The sequence below is a fragment of the Ornithinibacillus caprae genome, from assembly GCF_009728145.1.
Lineage (GTDB): Bacteria > Bacillota > Bacilli > Bacillales > Amphibacillaceae > Ornithinibacillus > Ornithinibacillus caprae.
Genome location: NZ_WOCA01000007.1, coordinates 100,383 through 116,321, shown reverse-complemented (window position 1 = coordinate 116,321; position 15,939 = coordinate 100,383). Strand labels below are relative to the sequence as shown.

Annotated in this window: 16 protein-coding genes; 12 read left to right on the top strand and 4 right to left on the bottom strand. The window is 35.5% G+C overall.

The genetic code is table 11. The annotated features are described in order from the left end of the window. Positions 1-21: 21 nt before the first annotated feature. Together floT and GMD78_RS10810 are read right to left on the bottom strand one after the other, a co-directional pair. Positions 22-1,587, bottom strand: coding sequence for a flotillin lipid rafts scaffold protein FloT (gene floT / locus GMD78_RS10815; protein WP_155668842.1), 1,566 nt, complete (start codon positions 1,585-1,587; stop codon positions 22-24). Between the two features lie 62 nt (positions 1,588-1,649). Continuing rightward, positions 1,650-2,189, bottom strand: coding sequence for an NfeD family membrane protein (locus GMD78_RS10810; protein ID WP_155668841.1), 540 nt, complete (start codon positions 2,187-2,189; stop codon positions 1,650-1,652). A 184-nt stretch (positions 2,190-2,373) separates the two neighbouring features. Between GMD78_RS10810 and csaA the strand changes: the two genes are divergently transcribed. The 3 genes from csaA (at position 2,374) to GMD78_RS10795 (ending at position 4,468) form a co-directional block, all read left to right on the top strand. Then, positions 2,374-2,706, top strand: a complete 333-nt coding sequence (csaA, locus tag GMD78_RS10805; protein ID WP_155668840.1) for a chaperone CsaA — start codon at positions 2,374-2,376, stop codon at positions 2,704-2,706. Between the two features lie 49 nt (positions 2,707-2,755). Continuing rightward, positions 2,756-3,697 (top strand): glycerophosphodiester phosphodiesterase family protein, encoded by a 942-nt coding sequence (locus GMD78_RS10800; RefSeq protein WP_246187630.1) that lies wholly within the window; start codon positions 2,756-2,758, stop codon positions 3,695-3,697. 78 nt (positions 3,698-3,775) lie between these two features. Continuing rightward, entirely contained in the window at positions 3,776-4,468 is a 693-nt protein-coding gene (locus tag GMD78_RS10795; protein ID WP_155668838.1) for a CBS domain-containing protein, read from the top strand. 14 nt (positions 4,469-4,482) lie between these two features. On the opposite strand, the gene GMD78_RS10790 is transcribed toward GMD78_RS10795, so the two are convergent. Then, the gene (locus GMD78_RS10790) at positions 4,483-5,265 is read right to left on the bottom strand and encodes an NRDE family protein (RefSeq protein ID WP_155668837.1); all 783 of its coding nucleotides are present in this window, start codon (positions 5,263-5,265) and stop codon (positions 4,483-4,485) included. A gap of 171 nt (positions 5,266-5,436) precedes the next feature. Between GMD78_RS10790 and GMD78_RS10785 the strand changes: the two genes are divergently transcribed. From GMD78_RS10785 to GMD78_RS10760, 6 genes are all read left to right on the top strand, one after another. Then, complete coding sequence (locus tag GMD78_RS10785) at positions 5,437-6,858, top strand: MDR family MFS transporter (RefSeq protein WP_155668836.1); 1,422 nt, start codon at positions 5,437-5,439, stop codon at positions 6,856-6,858. A gap of 159 nt (positions 6,859-7,017) precedes the next feature. Then, positions 7,018-7,617, top strand: a complete 600-nt coding sequence (locus GMD78_RS10780) for a short chain dehydrogenase (RefSeq protein WP_343042253.1) — start codon at positions 7,018-7,020, stop codon at positions 7,615-7,617. A gap of 249 nt (positions 7,618-7,866) precedes the next feature. Beyond that, positions 7,867-8,649: an HAD family hydrolase gene (locus tag GMD78_RS10775; protein WP_155668834.1), complete on the top strand. Its 783-nt coding sequence runs from the start codon at positions 7,867-7,869 to the stop codon at positions 8,647-8,649. Positions 8,650-9,542: 893 nt separating this feature from the next. Beyond that, on the top strand, positions 9,543-10,379 hold the full coding sequence (locus tag GMD78_RS10770) for an alpha/beta fold hydrolase (RefSeq protein ID WP_343042266.1): 837 nt from the start codon (positions 9,543-9,545) through the stop codon (positions 10,377-10,379). Between the two features lie 169 nt (positions 10,380-10,548). Next, entirely contained in the window at positions 10,549-11,565 is a 1,017-nt protein-coding gene (locus GMD78_RS10765; RefSeq protein WP_155668833.1) for a C45 family autoproteolytic acyltransferase/hydrolase, read from the top strand. A gap of 192 nt (positions 11,566-11,757) precedes the next feature. After that, positions 11,758-12,216 carry a hypothetical protein gene (locus GMD78_RS10760; protein ID WP_155668832.1) on the top strand — a complete coding sequence of 153 codons (459 nt, stop codon included), beginning with the start codon at positions 11,758-11,760 and terminating at the stop codon, positions 12,214-12,216. Between the two features lie 197 nt (positions 12,217-12,413). Here GMD78_RS10760 and GMD78_RS10755 read toward each other — a convergent pair whose 3' ends face one another. Then, on the bottom strand, positions 12,414-13,031 hold the full coding sequence (locus tag GMD78_RS10755; protein ID WP_155668831.1) for a flavin reductase family protein: 618 nt from the start codon (positions 13,029-13,031) through the stop codon (positions 12,414-12,416). A 95-nt stretch (positions 13,032-13,126) separates the two neighbouring features. Between GMD78_RS10755 and GMD78_RS10750 the strand changes: the two genes are divergently transcribed. From GMD78_RS10750 to GMD78_RS10740, 3 genes are all read left to right on the top strand, one after another. Next, the gene (locus GMD78_RS10750; RefSeq protein ID WP_155668830.1) at positions 13,127-13,810 is read left to right on the top strand and encodes an ArsR/SmtB family transcription factor; all 684 of its coding nucleotides are present in this window, start codon (positions 13,127-13,129) and stop codon (positions 13,808-13,810) included. 215 nt (positions 13,811-14,025) lie between these two features. Beyond that, complete coding sequence (locus tag GMD78_RS10745; RefSeq protein WP_155668829.1) at positions 14,026-14,676, top strand: YdeI/OmpD-associated family protein; 651 nt, start codon at positions 14,026-14,028, stop codon at positions 14,674-14,676. Positions 14,677-14,918: 242 nt separating this feature from the next. Then, positions 14,919-15,896 carry an HD domain-containing protein gene (locus GMD78_RS10740; RefSeq protein ID WP_155668828.1) on the top strand — a complete coding sequence of 326 codons (978 nt, stop codon included), beginning with the start codon at positions 14,919-14,921 and terminating at the stop codon, positions 15,894-15,896. Positions 15,897-15,939 lie beyond the last annotated feature (43 nt).

The following is a 15,939-nucleotide window of genomic DNA, read 5'->3' as shown; positions in this document are numbered from 1 at the left end:
TTTCGGATTGTTCCTTTTCGTTTAATTTTCACTCTCGACTTCTGTGGTTACCATTTGTTTTTCGTTGTTTTCATTTTCGTATCGAATTCGATTAAAATCGATATCATCTGGTAAATTCTTTTTTCCTACGATATTTTCTAGTAATTCTTTAACATCGATGCCGGATGATGCTTTTAGAGACTCTTGTAATGTAGCCATTAAGTCTGTGGCATAGCCAGATACTTTATTCGCACCACCATCGCTACCACTGCTACCAGTATCAACAACTGTAATCTTATCAATATTAGATAATGGACTTGCCACTTCTTTAGCATACTCAGGAAGCATTTTGACAATCATATCGAGGATCGCTGCTTGACCATATTGATCGAATGCCTCGGCAATTTTTCGTTTCGCTTCTGCTTCTGCTAGACCTTTTAGGCGGATAACCTCTGCTTCGGATTCCCCTTGAGCTCTTTGGGAATCGGCTTTTGCAAGACCATCCACTCGAACTTGTTCCGCTTCAGCTTTTGCTTGTGATTCAATTCGGTATTGATTCGCATCTGCATCAGCAATTTGTTTCGCTTTTTCTGCAATGGCAGCTTGCTCGACAGCGTAACGGTCTGCGTCTGCTTTCTTCTTAACTTCAGAATCGTATTGTCTCTCACGACGTAGAATCTCTTTTTCTTCCAATTCGATTTGTTTTTGTCGCTCGATAATTTTAACTTGCATTTCGTGCTCGGTAACTTCCTGCTTAGAACGTGCTGATTCAAGATCATAGGCTTGGTCTGCACGTGCTCTTGCGACATCTTGTTCACGACGATAATCGGCAGTTTTCATTTGATTTTCTTTTTCAGCTTCTGCTATTTCAGTTGCACGTTCTAATTCTGCTTTTTTCGCATCTTTTGCTGCTTCAGCTTGTTTAATACGTGTTTCTTTATCTGCTTCCGCAGTTGCGATATCGGCATCTCGTTTTACTTGAGCGATTCTTGGTTTACCTAATGATTCCAAATAACCATTTTTATCTCGTACATCTTTTATGGTAAAGGAGACAATAATAAGTCCCATTTTCGCTAAGTCTTGAGAGGCTACACGTTGTACCTCTTGAGAGAACTTCTCACGGTTTTTATAAATTTCTTCGACTGTCATTGAACCTAGAATAGAACGAAGATGCCCTTCTAATACTTCTCTAGCCTCGTTTTCACGGTCTTCTTTTGATTTACCTAAAAATTGTTCTGCTGCTGTTGCAATTTCACCAATGGAACCACCAATTTTAATAATAGCTGTTCCATCAGCCATTACTGGAACCCCTTGTTCCGTATAAACTTCTGGGGTTGTAACATCTAGTTTGCTAGATAGTAAGCTTAGAGGTTCTGCTTGTTGGAAAACTGGTAATACAAACGTACCTCCACCACGAATGATTTTAATTTTATTACCAGATTCATCCGTATGTACGGTTTTTCCACCTAGGTAACTACCAGTTACAATAAGTGCTTCATCAGGACCGGCAGTTCGATATTTCTTAACAAATACTGCTACTAATGCAATTAATAAGAATACGACAATACCTATTACAATTGATATGCCTGTCAAGCCATCTGTAAACATGTATTTCCTCCTTTAAAATAATTATTTATAAATATACAGACCCTAATGGGATTGCATAATTATTAAGATTGCTCAGTATCCAAGTCTTCATAGGGAACAACGTGTAGGACACCTTTTTCAACTTCGATTACAAGTACTTGTGTACCTTCTTCTATGGGTGTATTTTCATAGCTAGCTACTGGTTTGGAAATGGTACCACTTTTACTTTCGATAATGATTTCACCAAATCCATCATCTGGGATCGGAATGATAATTTTTCCTACCCTTCCTTTCAGGGATTCTTCAGTGTAACTTAAAGATTCTTCCGCTGATGATAGAGGAACAAGTACAAAGAAATGTAGAATGGTATCTAGTATAAAAGCGGTAATTACTGAGATAACAATTATTAGAATGCTAGATAGTGAGGTAATTACTTCTAATATATAACCAGATGCAGAAAAAAACGTAATAAAGGATAAAATTAGGGCAGGATTTAAGAAGACAATACCTTCTCCTACGGCGTCCAACACATCTCCAAAGAAAATATATAGAACAGTGATACATCCTGAAACAAGTAGTATTGTTAAATAAAATGAGTGAATATCCATTCCAAAAACAGTCATATGCATCCATCCTTATCATCTGAAAATCTCGTATGTTATGACATACTATACGTTCATCATAAAGAAATAGTTTCAAAAAATCAAAATTATTTTATTTTTTTGGTGCCTGTCACTTGTCGAAATTCGACAAGTGACAGGCACCATTGGTATGATATAAGCAAAATATTTAGTTGGAGGGAAGTTTATGGCAACGTTTGATGATTTTATGAAGTTGGATTTACGGATTGGAACAGTAGTCAAGGCAGAGCCATTTCCAGAAGCTCGGAAACCTGCTATCAAGTTGGAGGTTGATTTTGGTGAGGAATTGGGGATTAAACAATCTTCCGCACAGATTACCAAACGATATGAAGCCGATCAACTGATTGGTCGACAAGTAGTAGGAGTAGTAAATTTTCCACCAATGCGAATTGCTGGATATAAGTCGGAAGTTCTAATCATTGGAGGAGTACCTAAAGAGGGTGATGTCGTTCTATTAAAACCAGATGAGGATGTAGAGAACGGGACAAAAATCTCTTAATAATGGATATCCATGTCTACGCTTATTAAAAATGGGGGGGATTACTTCATTGAATGGGAATGTTGAACTAAAAACAACAGCAAACAAAACAAAAAAGAAATCTTTGTTGAAAATAATAGGGATAATTCTCGGGGGATTGGTATTACTATGGGGTATTCTTTATTTTTTTCCAGTACCTAAAATTTCAGAACATCCCTACTTTGAGAATGATCGTCCTCTAGTAATAGCACATCAAGGTGGAGAGCATTTAGCGCCATCTAGTACGTTAGAGGCATTCCGTAATGCTGCGGATTTGGGAGTAGATGTCATTGAATTCGATGTGCATATAACGAAGGATGGTCACCTAGTAGCCATTCATGATCCTACGGTTGATCGCACAACAAATGGCGAGGGAATAGTCAACGATATGACATTAGCAGAAGTACAATCCCTTGATGCAGCAACGTATTTTACGGATATAAATGGAGAGAATAGGTATCACGACCAAGATGTGTATATACCGACCGTGGAAGAAATTTTTGATGAAATCCCCAATATGCGTTGGAATATTGAAATAAAGGATTCTAATTATCCTGAGTTGTACCTACCAATCGCTGAAAAACTTTGGAGTTTAATTCAGCAGTATGATCTAGAAGAGCATGTTCTGATTGCATCTTTTGATCAAGAAATAATGGATATGGTTAAGGAAATTTCCAATGAAGAAGCTTTAGTTAGTGGTGGAAGAAAGGAAGTTACCAAGTTTGTTGCCTTTCACAAATTTTTACTTAATGGATTATATTGGCCAACTGTAGAAGCGGTTCAAATACCAACACAAGAAGGCAGCTTTGATTTAATGGATCCGAAACTGATTAAAGGTGCAGAACGAATCGGATTGGATGTTCATTATTGGACAATCAATGAACAAAATCTAATGACTGACTTAATCGAACTAGGCGCAGACGGCATTATTACTGATAGACCAGATCTTTTAATAGACTTATTAGAGAAATAATTGATTCTATAAAATTATCGTAACATCATACTAGGGTCTCAAGTGAGAGTCTCTATTTTTTTCGAAGGAGTAAATATGATGTATAAGAATTCAGAAAAATTTTTAGCGGCTTTTAATCGAATTGAAAAAGCATTAAGACAGGAATTGCAAAATAGTAAAGGAATAGGGTTTGCAAAAGCAGTCAAGATTCTTGCGAAATATAATTCTATTGTAAGTAAATACAGTGATGATCTGTTAGAGTATGCGGAGCTACGTAACGCTATTGTTCACGATAAGATTGATACGATGCATGCTATTGCTGAACCTCATGACTCAGTAGTTAAGCATATTGAAAAAATTGAAAAAGATATTACACAACCAAAAGTAGTCATCCCTATGTTTTCTAGAAGGGTAGTATCCTTTCAGGTTAAAGATTCATTATCCGACGTTTTAGAGGCAATTCATGAAAAAGGTTTTTCAAAATTTCCTGTTTATTACGAGGATGAATTTAAAGGGCTTTTTACAGAAAGTGCTATTACAAAGTGGTTAGCGGATAATAAATTTTCTTCGGGTTCAGAAACTTTAATAGAGGAAATATTACCATATCAAAAGAACAGTAATTTTAAATTTATTGGTAGGGATACAACTGTATATGAAGCGATTGGCATCTTTAAAGATCAAATTGAAAAAGGAAATCGAATTGATGCATTACTTATTACAGAAAATGGTAAGAATTCTGAGGAACTATTAGGTATTATCACATCCTGGGATATGATGGGGATTCAATCATGAACATACCGACAGGGTTATATCTGTCGGTATTTTTCAATCTGAAAGGTATATTTCTTCTCATCAACGTATTTCCCGCTTTTATAGGTACGCTCTACAAAGGTCACTTGATTATCTTGATTAACGAGTAAAATCGTTGAACAACGAGTACCGTAGTCAGGCATATCGATGAAGAGTGGGGACAGCTTCCGTTCTAGTTTTGACCCCACTCCAGTGTCAGGAAGTTCTTCATCTTTTGCTTCTTCTGCATCCATTAGAATGTGAAAAAGCTCGTCTATGCTTAACTCTTTCTTATTTTTAACATATTGTTGCAAATTATTTTTCCCTTTAATCACTTTTGGCCAGGGAGTATTTAAGAAATGGTTGCTCAAGCCATAGGTCTGGCCACGTTCGATTTCTTTAATTTCATCTTCAATATTATTATAGTAATATAGTTGGTCAAGATTGCCTACTAGTACATTGAATCCAATATAATGATCTTTCTTGTCTTGTATATCTTGAAGATAATCGCTTGGTAGAGTATGACTTGCTAAGTAATTACTTACGATTTCTCCGCGTGAACGCTTTCCTACTCCCATATGTGCTGGGTCTCGATAATTGGTTAATGCAGCAAATTTTCCTTGCTTTGTTATTCCAAGCCATGTTCCCATTTGCAATAGATCACGTCCAGCTAAAATATTCGGGTGGTCTTCCCAAAACGTTGCTTGAGCAGTAGGTCGATTATAAAATTCATCACGATTTGCTGCAACAATTAGTTTATATGCTGGATGCTCATGAAATTGGAAGTTTATTAAGCACATTTGATAGACTCCTATTTTAGATTATTTATATAAGCATCTTTCTTTTCGTTACTTTTTCATTTGTGATACAATAACCTATTGTTATACAGTTAAAGGTCACAATAAGCATTCATAAAAAATGCTTGTTGTGGTATCAATATAGTAACAGAAATAGAGGAAAGAAGGAAGAATATGGTTAAAAGTCAAGTTCCTGAACAACCAGGAGATCAAACCACTATAAACAAAACACCACTGATGATTGTATTGCTTTCAGGGGCTTTTGTAGCTATTTTAAATCAGACACTTTTAGCCACTGCATTGCCTCATATCATGGCTGATTTACAATTAACAGAAAATACAGCCCAATGGTTACAATCAATTTTCATGCTAGTTAACGGGATCATGATTCCAGTTACAGCGTTTTTAATTGGTCGATTTACGACTCGTAGACTTTTTCTCACTGCAATGGGATTATTTGCTTTAGGAACATTAGTTGCAGCGTTATCACCAAACTTTACGTTTCTATTAATGGGTAGGGTACTCCAGGCAGCCGGTGCAGGGATTCTCATGCCGCTAATGCAAACGATCATGTTTTTGATTTTCCCAATAGAAAAGCGAGGGCAAGCAATGGGAATGTTTGGGTTGATCATTTCCTTTGCACCAGCAATTGGTCCAACACTATCTGGTTATCTTGTAGAACATTTTCCGTGGCGTAGTTTATTTTATGTCATTTTTCCAATAGTTGTTGTTGATATTATTGTTGCTTATTTCATTCTTAAAAATGTGACGAAGCAAACCTTTCCGAAGGTCGATGTTTTATCGATTATCTTATCTACATTTGGATTTGGGGGACTTCTATATGCGTTTAGTACGGCAGGAAGTACCGGCTGGACTAGTACACATGTATTAATTTCTCTAATTGTTGGAGCAATCACATTAACATGGTTTATCTTAAGACAGTTGAAAATCGATGAACCAATCCTTGAATTTCGAATCTTTAAGTATCCTGTCTTTACATTGACAACGATACTGGGTATGGTTGTATTTATTGCAATGATTGGTGGAGCTGTCATTTTACCGCTATATGTTCAGAATATGCTTGGATTTACTGCATTTGAGTCTGGGTTAATATTGTTACCAGGTGCACTTGTTATGGGATTCATGAATCCTATAACTGGGAGATTATTTGATAAATTTGGTGCGAAATGGTTATCCATTATTGGATTTATAATTTTAACTGTCACAACATTTATGTTTGCGATTTTAACGGAAGAAACAACATTTACTTATTTAACAGTCGTTCATGCATTCCGTATGCTGGGCGTTGCAATGGTTATGATGCCAGTTACAACTGCTGGTTTAAATTTATTACCTAACGATCTACTTCCTCATGGTACTGCAATGAGTAATACAATGCGTCAAATAGCAGGTGCAGTAGGTACAGCCTTACTTGTGTCCGTGATGACGTCTGCAGCAATACCGAAAGAAGGGATTCAAGGTGCTATTCATGGGGTAAATGTATCCTTTATTGTGGCAGGTATTACATCTGTACTGGGGTTAATAATTGCTATCCTAATAAAATACAAAAAACCTGAGCAAGAGAATACCACTTAATCGAAGGCAAATTTAAAAAAGCGACCCAGCGGGTTGCTTTTTATTACTATAATTATATGGCATATGAACAGCAGTTAGTGGATATGTTTTTATATAGAGGATTTTATAAAACATAATATGACAATAGTATCTCTAATTCGTAAAAAGGGGCTGTTATGCGTGAGGATACTTCTCGTCGGTGCAAGTGGAACAATTGGAAGTACAATTGCTAAAGAGTTAGAAGGAGAACATGAAATTATACGTGCAGGAAGAAATGGGGCAGATGTTTCCGTTGATCATACTTCTGTAGAAAGTATAAAAAACATGTATCAACAAGTTGGAAAAATAGATGCAGTGGTGAATGCGGCTGGTGGTGCTAATTTTGCCTCTCTATCTGAACTGACTCCAGAATTAAATGAACGGGGCATCCAGAGTAAGCTAAAGGGACAGGTAAACCTTGTTTTACTAGGGTTAGACTACGTTAATGATGGAGGGAGCTTTACGTTAACAACTGGTGTCATGATGGATGATCCTATCCCGCTCGGTGCATCCGCAGCGATGGCAAATGGTGGTGTAAAGGCCTTTGTTAAAGCTGCATCTATTGAAATGCCAAGGGGAATTAGAATCAATAGTGTTAGTCCTAACATTGTGCAGGAATCCTGGGATCGATTGGGAACCTTTTTTGCAGGATTTGAACCTGTTCCAGTTCAACGAGTAGCTCGTGCATTTAAGAAAAGTGTTGTTGGAAAGCAAACTGGGCAAAATTTTGAAGTGTATTAATTTTAGTTAACCAGAATAATCCAGTATCTTGTTAGCGAAAATCATGTTATCCTAGTATAGCGATGAGCTGATTTGTGTAAGTCGAGGAATAACGTAATACATGTGCATGTGAACCACATGATTCTTCGCCACAAATATACGTATAAAGAGACGTCTACTAATAGGCGTCTCTTTATTTTTGTAAATTTTTATTTGAAGCCGTGATTTAATACGTAACATGTAATATAGTGAAAGAAGGGGGCTGAAGTGATGATTAAAACTATTATATTTGATCTAGATGATACGTTGATCTGGGATGAGAAAAGTGTAAATGCTGCTTTTCATAATACTTGCTCCATTGCTGAAGAGAAGTATGGGGTAGCTCCATCCTTGTTGGAAGAAAAAGTAAGACTACATGCCAGGGAACTTTATGCGTCTTATGATACATATTCCTTTACTAAGAAAATTGGAATTAACCCATTCGAGGGGCTTTGGGGAGAGTTCGACGATGAAGGAGAATCGTTTCGTGAATTAAGGAAACTTGCTCCATCCTATCAAAATGAAGCGTGGACAAGAGGATTAAAAGAGATAGGTGTTGACGATGCATCATTGGTCGAGGAAATGTCTAATAAATTTCCAGAGGAACGGAAGAATAATCCATTTGTTTTTGAGGATACGTTCGAGGTTTTAGAAAAGGTAAAAGAAAATTATCAGCTACTACTTCTAACGAATGGTTCACCAAGCCTACAACAGACAAAATTAAGGATTACTCCACAGTTAAAAGATTATTTTGAGTATGTGGTGATTTCCGGTGACTTTGGAAGTGGTAAACCAGATCCTAATATATTTGATCATGCACTAGAGTTAGGTTCTGCAAATAAAGATGAAGCAATTATGGTAGGGGATAACCTACATACAGATATCCTTGGTGCGACAAGAGCGGGAATAAAATCTGTATGGATCAACCGAAAATTAAAAGAATCAACAAATATAAAGCCTAGTTATGAGATTGAAAGACTTGAGGAACTTTTGACTATTTTACCCCAAATATAATGAGGTGCCAGTCATTCGGGATGCGACCTTTATTCTTTTTACCCAAAAGCATATCGGAAAACTCAAAACGGTAACTCATCGAAGTGATGAGAGCCCAAACGCTGATGGGAAAATGCAAAACGGTAACTCATCGAAGTGATGAGATCCCAAATGAAGCGAGGAAGCACTCAAACGGTAACTCATAGAGCCGATGAGTGCCCAAATGAAGCGAGGAAGCACTCAAACGGTAACTCATAGAGTTGATGAGAGCCCAAATGAAGCGAGGAAGCACTTAAACGGTAACTCATAGAGTTGATGAGTGCCCAAATGAAGCGAGGAAGCACTCAAACGGTAACTCATAGAGCCGATGAGTGCCCAAATGAAGCAAGGAAGCACTCAAACGGTAACTCATAGAGCCGATGAGTGCCCAAATGAAGCAAGGAAGCCCACAAACGGTAACTCATAGAGCCGATGAGTGCCCAAATGAAGTAAGGAAGCCCACAAACGGTAACTCATAGAGTTGATGAGAGCCCAAATGAAGTAAGGAAGCACTCAAACGGTAACTCATAGAGCCGATGAGTGCCCAAATGAAGCAAGGAATCCCACAAACGGTAACATCCATGCGCAATGAAAAAATTTAGAATATTACGTTAAAAAATAAATCTGTACAAGAGAAGAGTAAGCAGGGATTCCGTTCTATGAACTTAGTTTTTTTACATAAAGATAAAAGAAAAATGATAATGGATACTGGGAAGCAGTAAGTATCCCTACGTTATTCACGGTACATATAAAATAGGATAAAGTTTTTGGTCAGATAGGAAAGTATAATCTTTTCTATCCTACATAAGTGCAACTTGTCATTCTTCATAAGACTTGTCGAATGCCGAGTTTTCTAAAAACCATGGAAGGATAAAATTAGGTGGACGAAAAGATATATTGATACCAATAGAGGAATTTTTGAAATCTTTGAAAAAGGAGAGGGAGAACCATTAGCAGTAACACATCATTATAGTGCTTTTGATGAGCGGGGAAATTCCTTTGCCAATCCTTTTACAGAATTTTATCACGTGTATTTGATTAATTTAAAAGGAGCGGGTAATTCAGAAAAAGCAATAGATGATCATGAATATAGTATGGATCATGCAGTGAACGATCTAGAAGCGATTAGAGAAACCCTCGACATAAACAGGTGGGCATTCGCAGGTCATTCAACAGGTGGAATGTTGGCATTAACATATGCGATTAAGCGATCCCCATCGTTAACGAAAATTATTGCGGGTGGAGCAGCTGCAAGTTATGAGTATGGAGCAGACCCTGAATGTATTTACTGTAGTAAAAATTCTAATTTTAAACGAATAGTTGAAATCATGGATAAATTAAATGATCCGACAACCCCTATTGAGAAACGCAGAAAATTAGGCTATGAATGGGATCTAATGTCTTATCACTCGGAGGAGAAACTCCAACTTGCGATGACAAAACCAAATAGTGGAAAAACTGTTGGAGAGCGGCTGGATTATTTTAGGAAGGTTGAATATCCTACCTATGACGTTAGGGAAGAATTAAAAACTGTAACTCTACCAAGTTATATCTATACTGGGAAATATGATGTTCAATGTCCAATGAAGTTCGGAGTCGAAATTGCAGAATTAATTCCGAATGCTAGATTAACGATTTTTAAGGAGAGTAATCATAATCCATTTTCAGAGGAGGAAGATAAGTTTAGGGAGTTTGTGATTAGCACACTATAAAGTTATTAATTCTCTCCGCAATTTCTTTAATGTTAAACGAAAAAGTTTTATATAATCAAAATTGTAAAAAAATCAAATCAGTCCAAATAAAGCACAAAATATCAAGCTAGATAAAAACATTCCGTATATACTTCCAATAAAGAGTATGGATAAGGAAGGGGGACTGATTTTGCGGGAATTTACAGTTCAAGTACTTCAAATGAGAGAAAGTTCATTTAGGATTGGGCTAAATATGGGAGAATATATTCGAAATAAACCAATAGTAAAGCTCTTGGAAGCTATTACAAGAACAGAGATCGATTATCAAAATATGAAATGTATATATTCTTCCTTTGCTCCACATTTACTAGACGAGTTAGAAGGATTATCACAAGGTTTAGAGATTTCATCTAGTAAAGCAGCTGCTTTATTTAGTGGATATGATGTTCCAAAAATGGAATCGATGGGATGTTCTTCCATCATTACAAAAGATTATTATGTCAGGAACTATGATTTTTCACCAGATTTTTATGATGGGATATTTAGCTTAATTCAATCGAATACCTCTTTCGCCTCAGCAGGGTATAATCTTCAACTATTGGGAAGGCATGATGGGGTAAACCAAGAAGGATTAGTGGCAGGATTGCACTTTGTAAGTAATAACGGATATACAACTGGTATTTCTCCTTGGGTTGCAATAAGGGTCATATTGGACCAATGTTCTTCAGTTGATGATGCAATTAATATGCTGAAAGAAATGCCTCATGCGGCCTGTTACAATTTTTCGCTCGGAGATAAAAAAGGTAGTATAGCTGTTGTAGAGGCAAGTCCAGAAAAAGTACATGTGAGAAGAGGAGAAGTATTATCTTGTGTTAATCATTTTCAGGACGATAGACTTAAAGATAAGAATAGAGTATCAATTGGAGGATCGGTACAACGGAATAGACACCTACAAGATTTATTTAAAAGTAAATTAACACATGATGAAATGTTTGATCATTTTAGAAGGGGAGATTCACCAATTTTTTTTACTAACTATGAAGAATTATTTGGGACCCTTCATACATTTTCATACTCCTATAATAAATCAAGAATTCTTACTACCATTGCACACAGTAATCAGGTTTTAGATATTAATTTTAAAGATTGGGTGCAAGGTGAAGATATAGATCGAGATTTTATACAGGGAGGAATAGTAGAAAAGTGAAGTACGAACACCAGGCTACCATAAGGTGCTTGGTGTTTTTTTGTTCTCTTTTATTAATAGATGCGATTCTTCCATACGAAGGGTCGTTTTTTCTTATTTTAAAGTATAGTTTTTGTAATTTAACAGGCTTTAAGGACAAAAACCCAAACGATACATAGTATGTTATATATTTTTAAAAAGTAGGTGAATGTATTGAATTATTACTATCCATACCGACAAGACTGGTCTTCTGTAGTACAGTATTTAAACTACAGTTTGAACGGTGAACAAATGGTTTGTTCCATGACGTCACAATTATTTCATATTCCTGAAACTGAAAATCTTGAAGGAAATGCAGAAATGCATAATCACCTTGTTCCAGCCTCCTACCATAGGGTTACTGCACTAGGCTGTGCAAATCGATTGCAGAGTGGAGAAGATCATGAATCCATTATTAAAACTCTTATAGCATGTGTTCAGAATGGATTAAAGGAAGACGAGGAAATAACAAAATGGTTAACTGTTATGAAGGAAAATGCTCCAAATAACTATAAGGGATTTATGGACTCAGTTATAGGCTGGCAGCAGCAAACAGAGCAAAGTTTAGCTATTGTCCAGCAGCTTCTAGGACAAATGGGATTAGATATGGAAGTTGAAAATGAACTTTACTAAATTAATCATTTTTAAAGTATACATGTATTAAACGTGGCTGACCCAAAAGACCATAAATCAATGGCTTTTGGAGTCAGCATTTTTCTGTTTTGAATATAGTAGTTATTATAAAAATACAGAAGATGAACTCAAGCGTTTCTTAGTACAAAGTTGGTTAGTAAATTATATTCATTCTTATATTTATAAGGAGTAAATGATCAAGTTTCTGAACGAAAGGTCTTTCCTAGCTCCTGACCCAATCCAAAGTAATGTCTAAAATTATAAATTAAAGGACTCCATTTTGATGGATCGATATAATTTTCATTTTGTATAATACTGTCGTTTGCATGGAAGTGTATTACTTGTGTTTCAACAATAGCAAACAATGAGTTATATTCAGGTATGCGAATAGTTTTAACTACTGCTTCCATATGAATAGGGCATTCTTTAATACGAGTGGGTAATACCGATTTCGAATATAAAGGTGTTAACTCAGCTGATTCGTATTTTTCTTTATTATAAGAGAACCCTATCTCTTTTTTATAAGGTGGTATCTCCTTTTTACCAGTGTAAGATGATATTTTTTCAATATTTCCCCAAAGGTTTGGACTAGGTAAATTGATGACACATTCTCTATGTCTTTCTAAGTTCTCTATTGCCTTTCCTCCAAGTCCAATTCCAAGAACAATACAGTCACCTAAAGCCCAAGATGAAGACATAGGGCTTATGTTTGTTGTTCCATCTTCATTTAACGTGTTTAGAAGTAGTGTTGGTGTCCCATAATACATAATCTTTGGTTTAATTTCTTTAAAGTTATGCGTATCCATTTTCATCATTTTCCGTTTTTTCCTCCCTTTAATGTATTACATTTATATTGTAAATGTTTAAAATTTCAACTATCATCGAAATATGAATGTAAGGAGGGGAAAATATGAATCCAAATGTTTCGAAAGTTGCTTCTCTATTATCTGATCCAACTCGATCTGCTATATTATTAAGTTTAATGGATGGTAGAATACATCCTGCCAGTGAATTGGCTTTTATTGCAAAAGTAAAACCCCAGACAGCAAGTTTCCATCTACATAAAATGCTTGAGGCAAATCTTATCAGCGTAGAAAAACACGGAAGACATCGTTATTATAAATTAATAAATAGTGATGTAGCAAAAGTGATAGAACAAATCTTAAGCATTTCACCTAACTCTCCAGTAACTTCATTAAAAAATTCAAGAGAAAAAAGTGCCATCCATTTCGCTAGAACGTGTTATGACCATTTAGCTGGTTATATGGGTGTGCAGATTACAAATTCTTTAATACAACAAGGTTTTGTCAATAAGGTAGATTTAAACTTTGAGGTAACACCTGAAGGTTCAAACTTCTTTCGAGAGTTCGGAATTGATTTAGAAGAACAAAAAAATAAACGAAGAGCATTTGCACGTTGTTGTTTAGATTGGAGTGAACGACAACATCATATTGCAGGAGCTTTGGGTAATGCATTGTTAGTAAAAATACTTGAATTACAATGGATAACACGTATACCTAACATACGTGCTGTTAAAGTAACATCGAAAGGTAAAACCGAACTACAGAAACTTTTTAATATAAATGTTGAATGATTTTATTCTTCTCTGAGGAAAATCAAATCTAGATCAGTACTCCATAGCATCTGCTTTTACGGATTGTAGAAGCAGGACTCATTTAGAAAAATTCTGAAATTTCGATTACGGAAATATGATATTATGCTAACATGGATATAGATACAGAAAATAGGGTCCATCATATAAATTATTCCGTTCTTTCAATAAGAACTATAATAAGGAGAAGACGTTTTATGACAATCATTAATAAGTTAAACCTTACTAAATACACAAATATGCCGGTTATTAATCAACCAAGTGATTATAATATTTTTACGGATCATCAGACAACACTATCTGGAAATCATGATGCTATTTTTATTTTTGTAGAATCGATTGATGAGATGGTTGAGCATACAAAACATATTATTAACGAGCAACATCTATTAGAAAAAGGTTACTTATTCTTCGCATATCCGAAAAAAGGTAACAAGAGATATCAAACCTATGTTCATAGAGATGAAATATTTCCAACATTGAACGTAGGTGAAGATGGGTATGTAGAAAATAGCCACTTGAAATTTTCGCGGATGGTAAGTATGGATGATGTTTTTACAGCTGTCGGTTTAAAACATGAGAAAAAGAATGCCAAAAAGTCGTCTACTGCAAGTCAATGTGTTGCAGATTATGAGGACAATGTGAAGGATGTAGAAAAACTATTGGCAGGCCATATTAATGAGTTGGAATTTTATCGATCGCTAACACCTGGCTATCAAAGGGATTGGGCACGTTATATATTTTCTGCTAAACAGCAAAAAACACGTGACAAACGCCAACAACAAATGATAGATATCTTATCACAAGGGTATAAATCAATTGACTTATATCGTTTGGATAAGAAATAGGGATTCCTTGCTGTGAAGTATATGTAAACAAAAAAAACTCCCATGGGAGTTTTTTTAGAGAGATGAGAAAGTATAAGCTTTCTTATGCTGCAAAAGCTAAGCTTTTAAATTGACTAACATGATCATAATCCATACATCTTAACTACCCATTAGAAATTTCTTAACTAACTCTTAAATTATTTTGGATACAAAAAATGAACGCCTTAATTAGTCCAAGTTCCAGTGATACGAGGAGGAATATAATGATTATTTCAGACAAGCTTTATGGAAAGGTTAAGGTCGAAAAAGTAATAGAAGAATTAATTTTAAGTAAGCCAGTACAAAGGTTGAAGGGGATACACCAAGGAGGGGCAAGTTATTTAGTGAATGAAAAATGGAATGTTACTCGGTACGATCATTCCATTGGAGTCATGTTACTAATTAAAAAACTAGGTGGTTCCATTGAAGAACAAATTGCTGGGCTATTACACGATGTATCACACACAGCCTTCTCTCATGTGGTGGATTTTGTTTTAGACCATCAAAATGAGGATTATCATGAAGTGATTTATGAATCTGTTATAAAAAACTCTGATATTCCAACCATCCTAGAAAAATATAATTATAGATATGAGGATATGTTGCTGGATGACTCCAAATGGACATTGCTAGAACAATCAGCTCCTGAACTATGTGCAGATAGAGTAGATTATACTTTACGGGATATGTATGAATATGGGCATATTTCTATGGAAGAGGTTCGTACGTTTTTAAGTAACTTAATCGTTATGGATGGAAAAATGTATCTGCAAAACGTTGATATAGCTGAGTGGTTTGTAAGAACATATTATAAAGAGGTCATTGACTTCTTTTTAGATCCTTTAAATATATATGGCTATGATATGTTGGCAAAGGTACTAAAGTTATCGATAGATAAAGAAGTTATTACGCTTAAAGATTTTCTGGAAGACGATGAGAATCTATTAAATAAAATAAAATCTTCTAATGATAAAGAACTCCAGGGTCTATTAAGCCAACTTAATCATCATGTGAAGGTTAGGGAGGATTCAACTAACTACGATATACACCTGAAAAAGAAGATTCGCCTCATTGATCCATCTGTTTTTAATGGCCAGGAATTAGTAAAATCATCTATTCTTTCAGAGAATGTAAGAGAAATGAGCAAAGAGGCATTTGAAAAAGCTTCAAAAGGAATGTATGTGAAGGTAATTCAAAGTTAATTTATGTACCTAGGATTGGGTTTTCTTATATAGTTATTATTAA

Coding starts and splice junctions, on each gene's coding strand:
- floT (WP_155668842.1), bottom strand. CDS start 1,587: ATGTTTACAGATGGCTTGACAGGCATATCAATTGTAATAGGTATTGTC.
- GMD78_RS10810 (WP_155668841.1), bottom strand. CDS start 2,189: ATGACTGTTTTTGGAATGGATATTCACTCATTTTATTTAACAATACTA.
- csaA (WP_155668840.1), top strand. CDS start 2,374: ATGGCAACGTTTGATGATTTTATGAAGTTGGATTTACGGATTGGAACA.
- GMD78_RS10795 (WP_155668838.1), top strand. CDS start 3,776: ATGTATAAGAATTCAGAAAAATTTTTAGCGGCTTTTAATCGAATTGAA.
- GMD78_RS10790 (WP_155668837.1), bottom strand. CDS start 5,265: ATGTGCTTAATAAACTTCCAATTTCATGAGCATCCAGCATATAAACTA.
- GMD78_RS10785 (WP_155668836.1), top strand. CDS start 5,437: ATGGTTAAAAGTCAAGTTCCTGAACAACCAGGAGATCAAACCACTATA.
- GMD78_RS10775 (WP_155668834.1), top strand. CDS start 7,867: ATGATTAAAACTATTATATTTGATCTAGATGATACGTTGATCTGGGAT.
- GMD78_RS10755 (WP_155668831.1), bottom strand. CDS start 13,031: ATGATGAAAATGGATACGCATAACTTTAAAGAAATTAAACCAAAGATT.
- GMD78_RS10750 (WP_155668830.1), top strand. CDS start 13,127: ATGAATCCAAATGTTTCGAAAGTTGCTTCTCTATTATCTGATCCAACT.
- GMD78_RS10745 (WP_155668829.1), top strand. CDS start 14,026: ATGACAATCATTAATAAGTTAAACCTTACTAAATACACAAATATGCCG.
- GMD78_RS10740 (WP_155668828.1), top strand. CDS start 14,919: ATGATTATTTCAGACAAGCTTTATGGAAAGGTTAAGGTCGAAAAAGTA.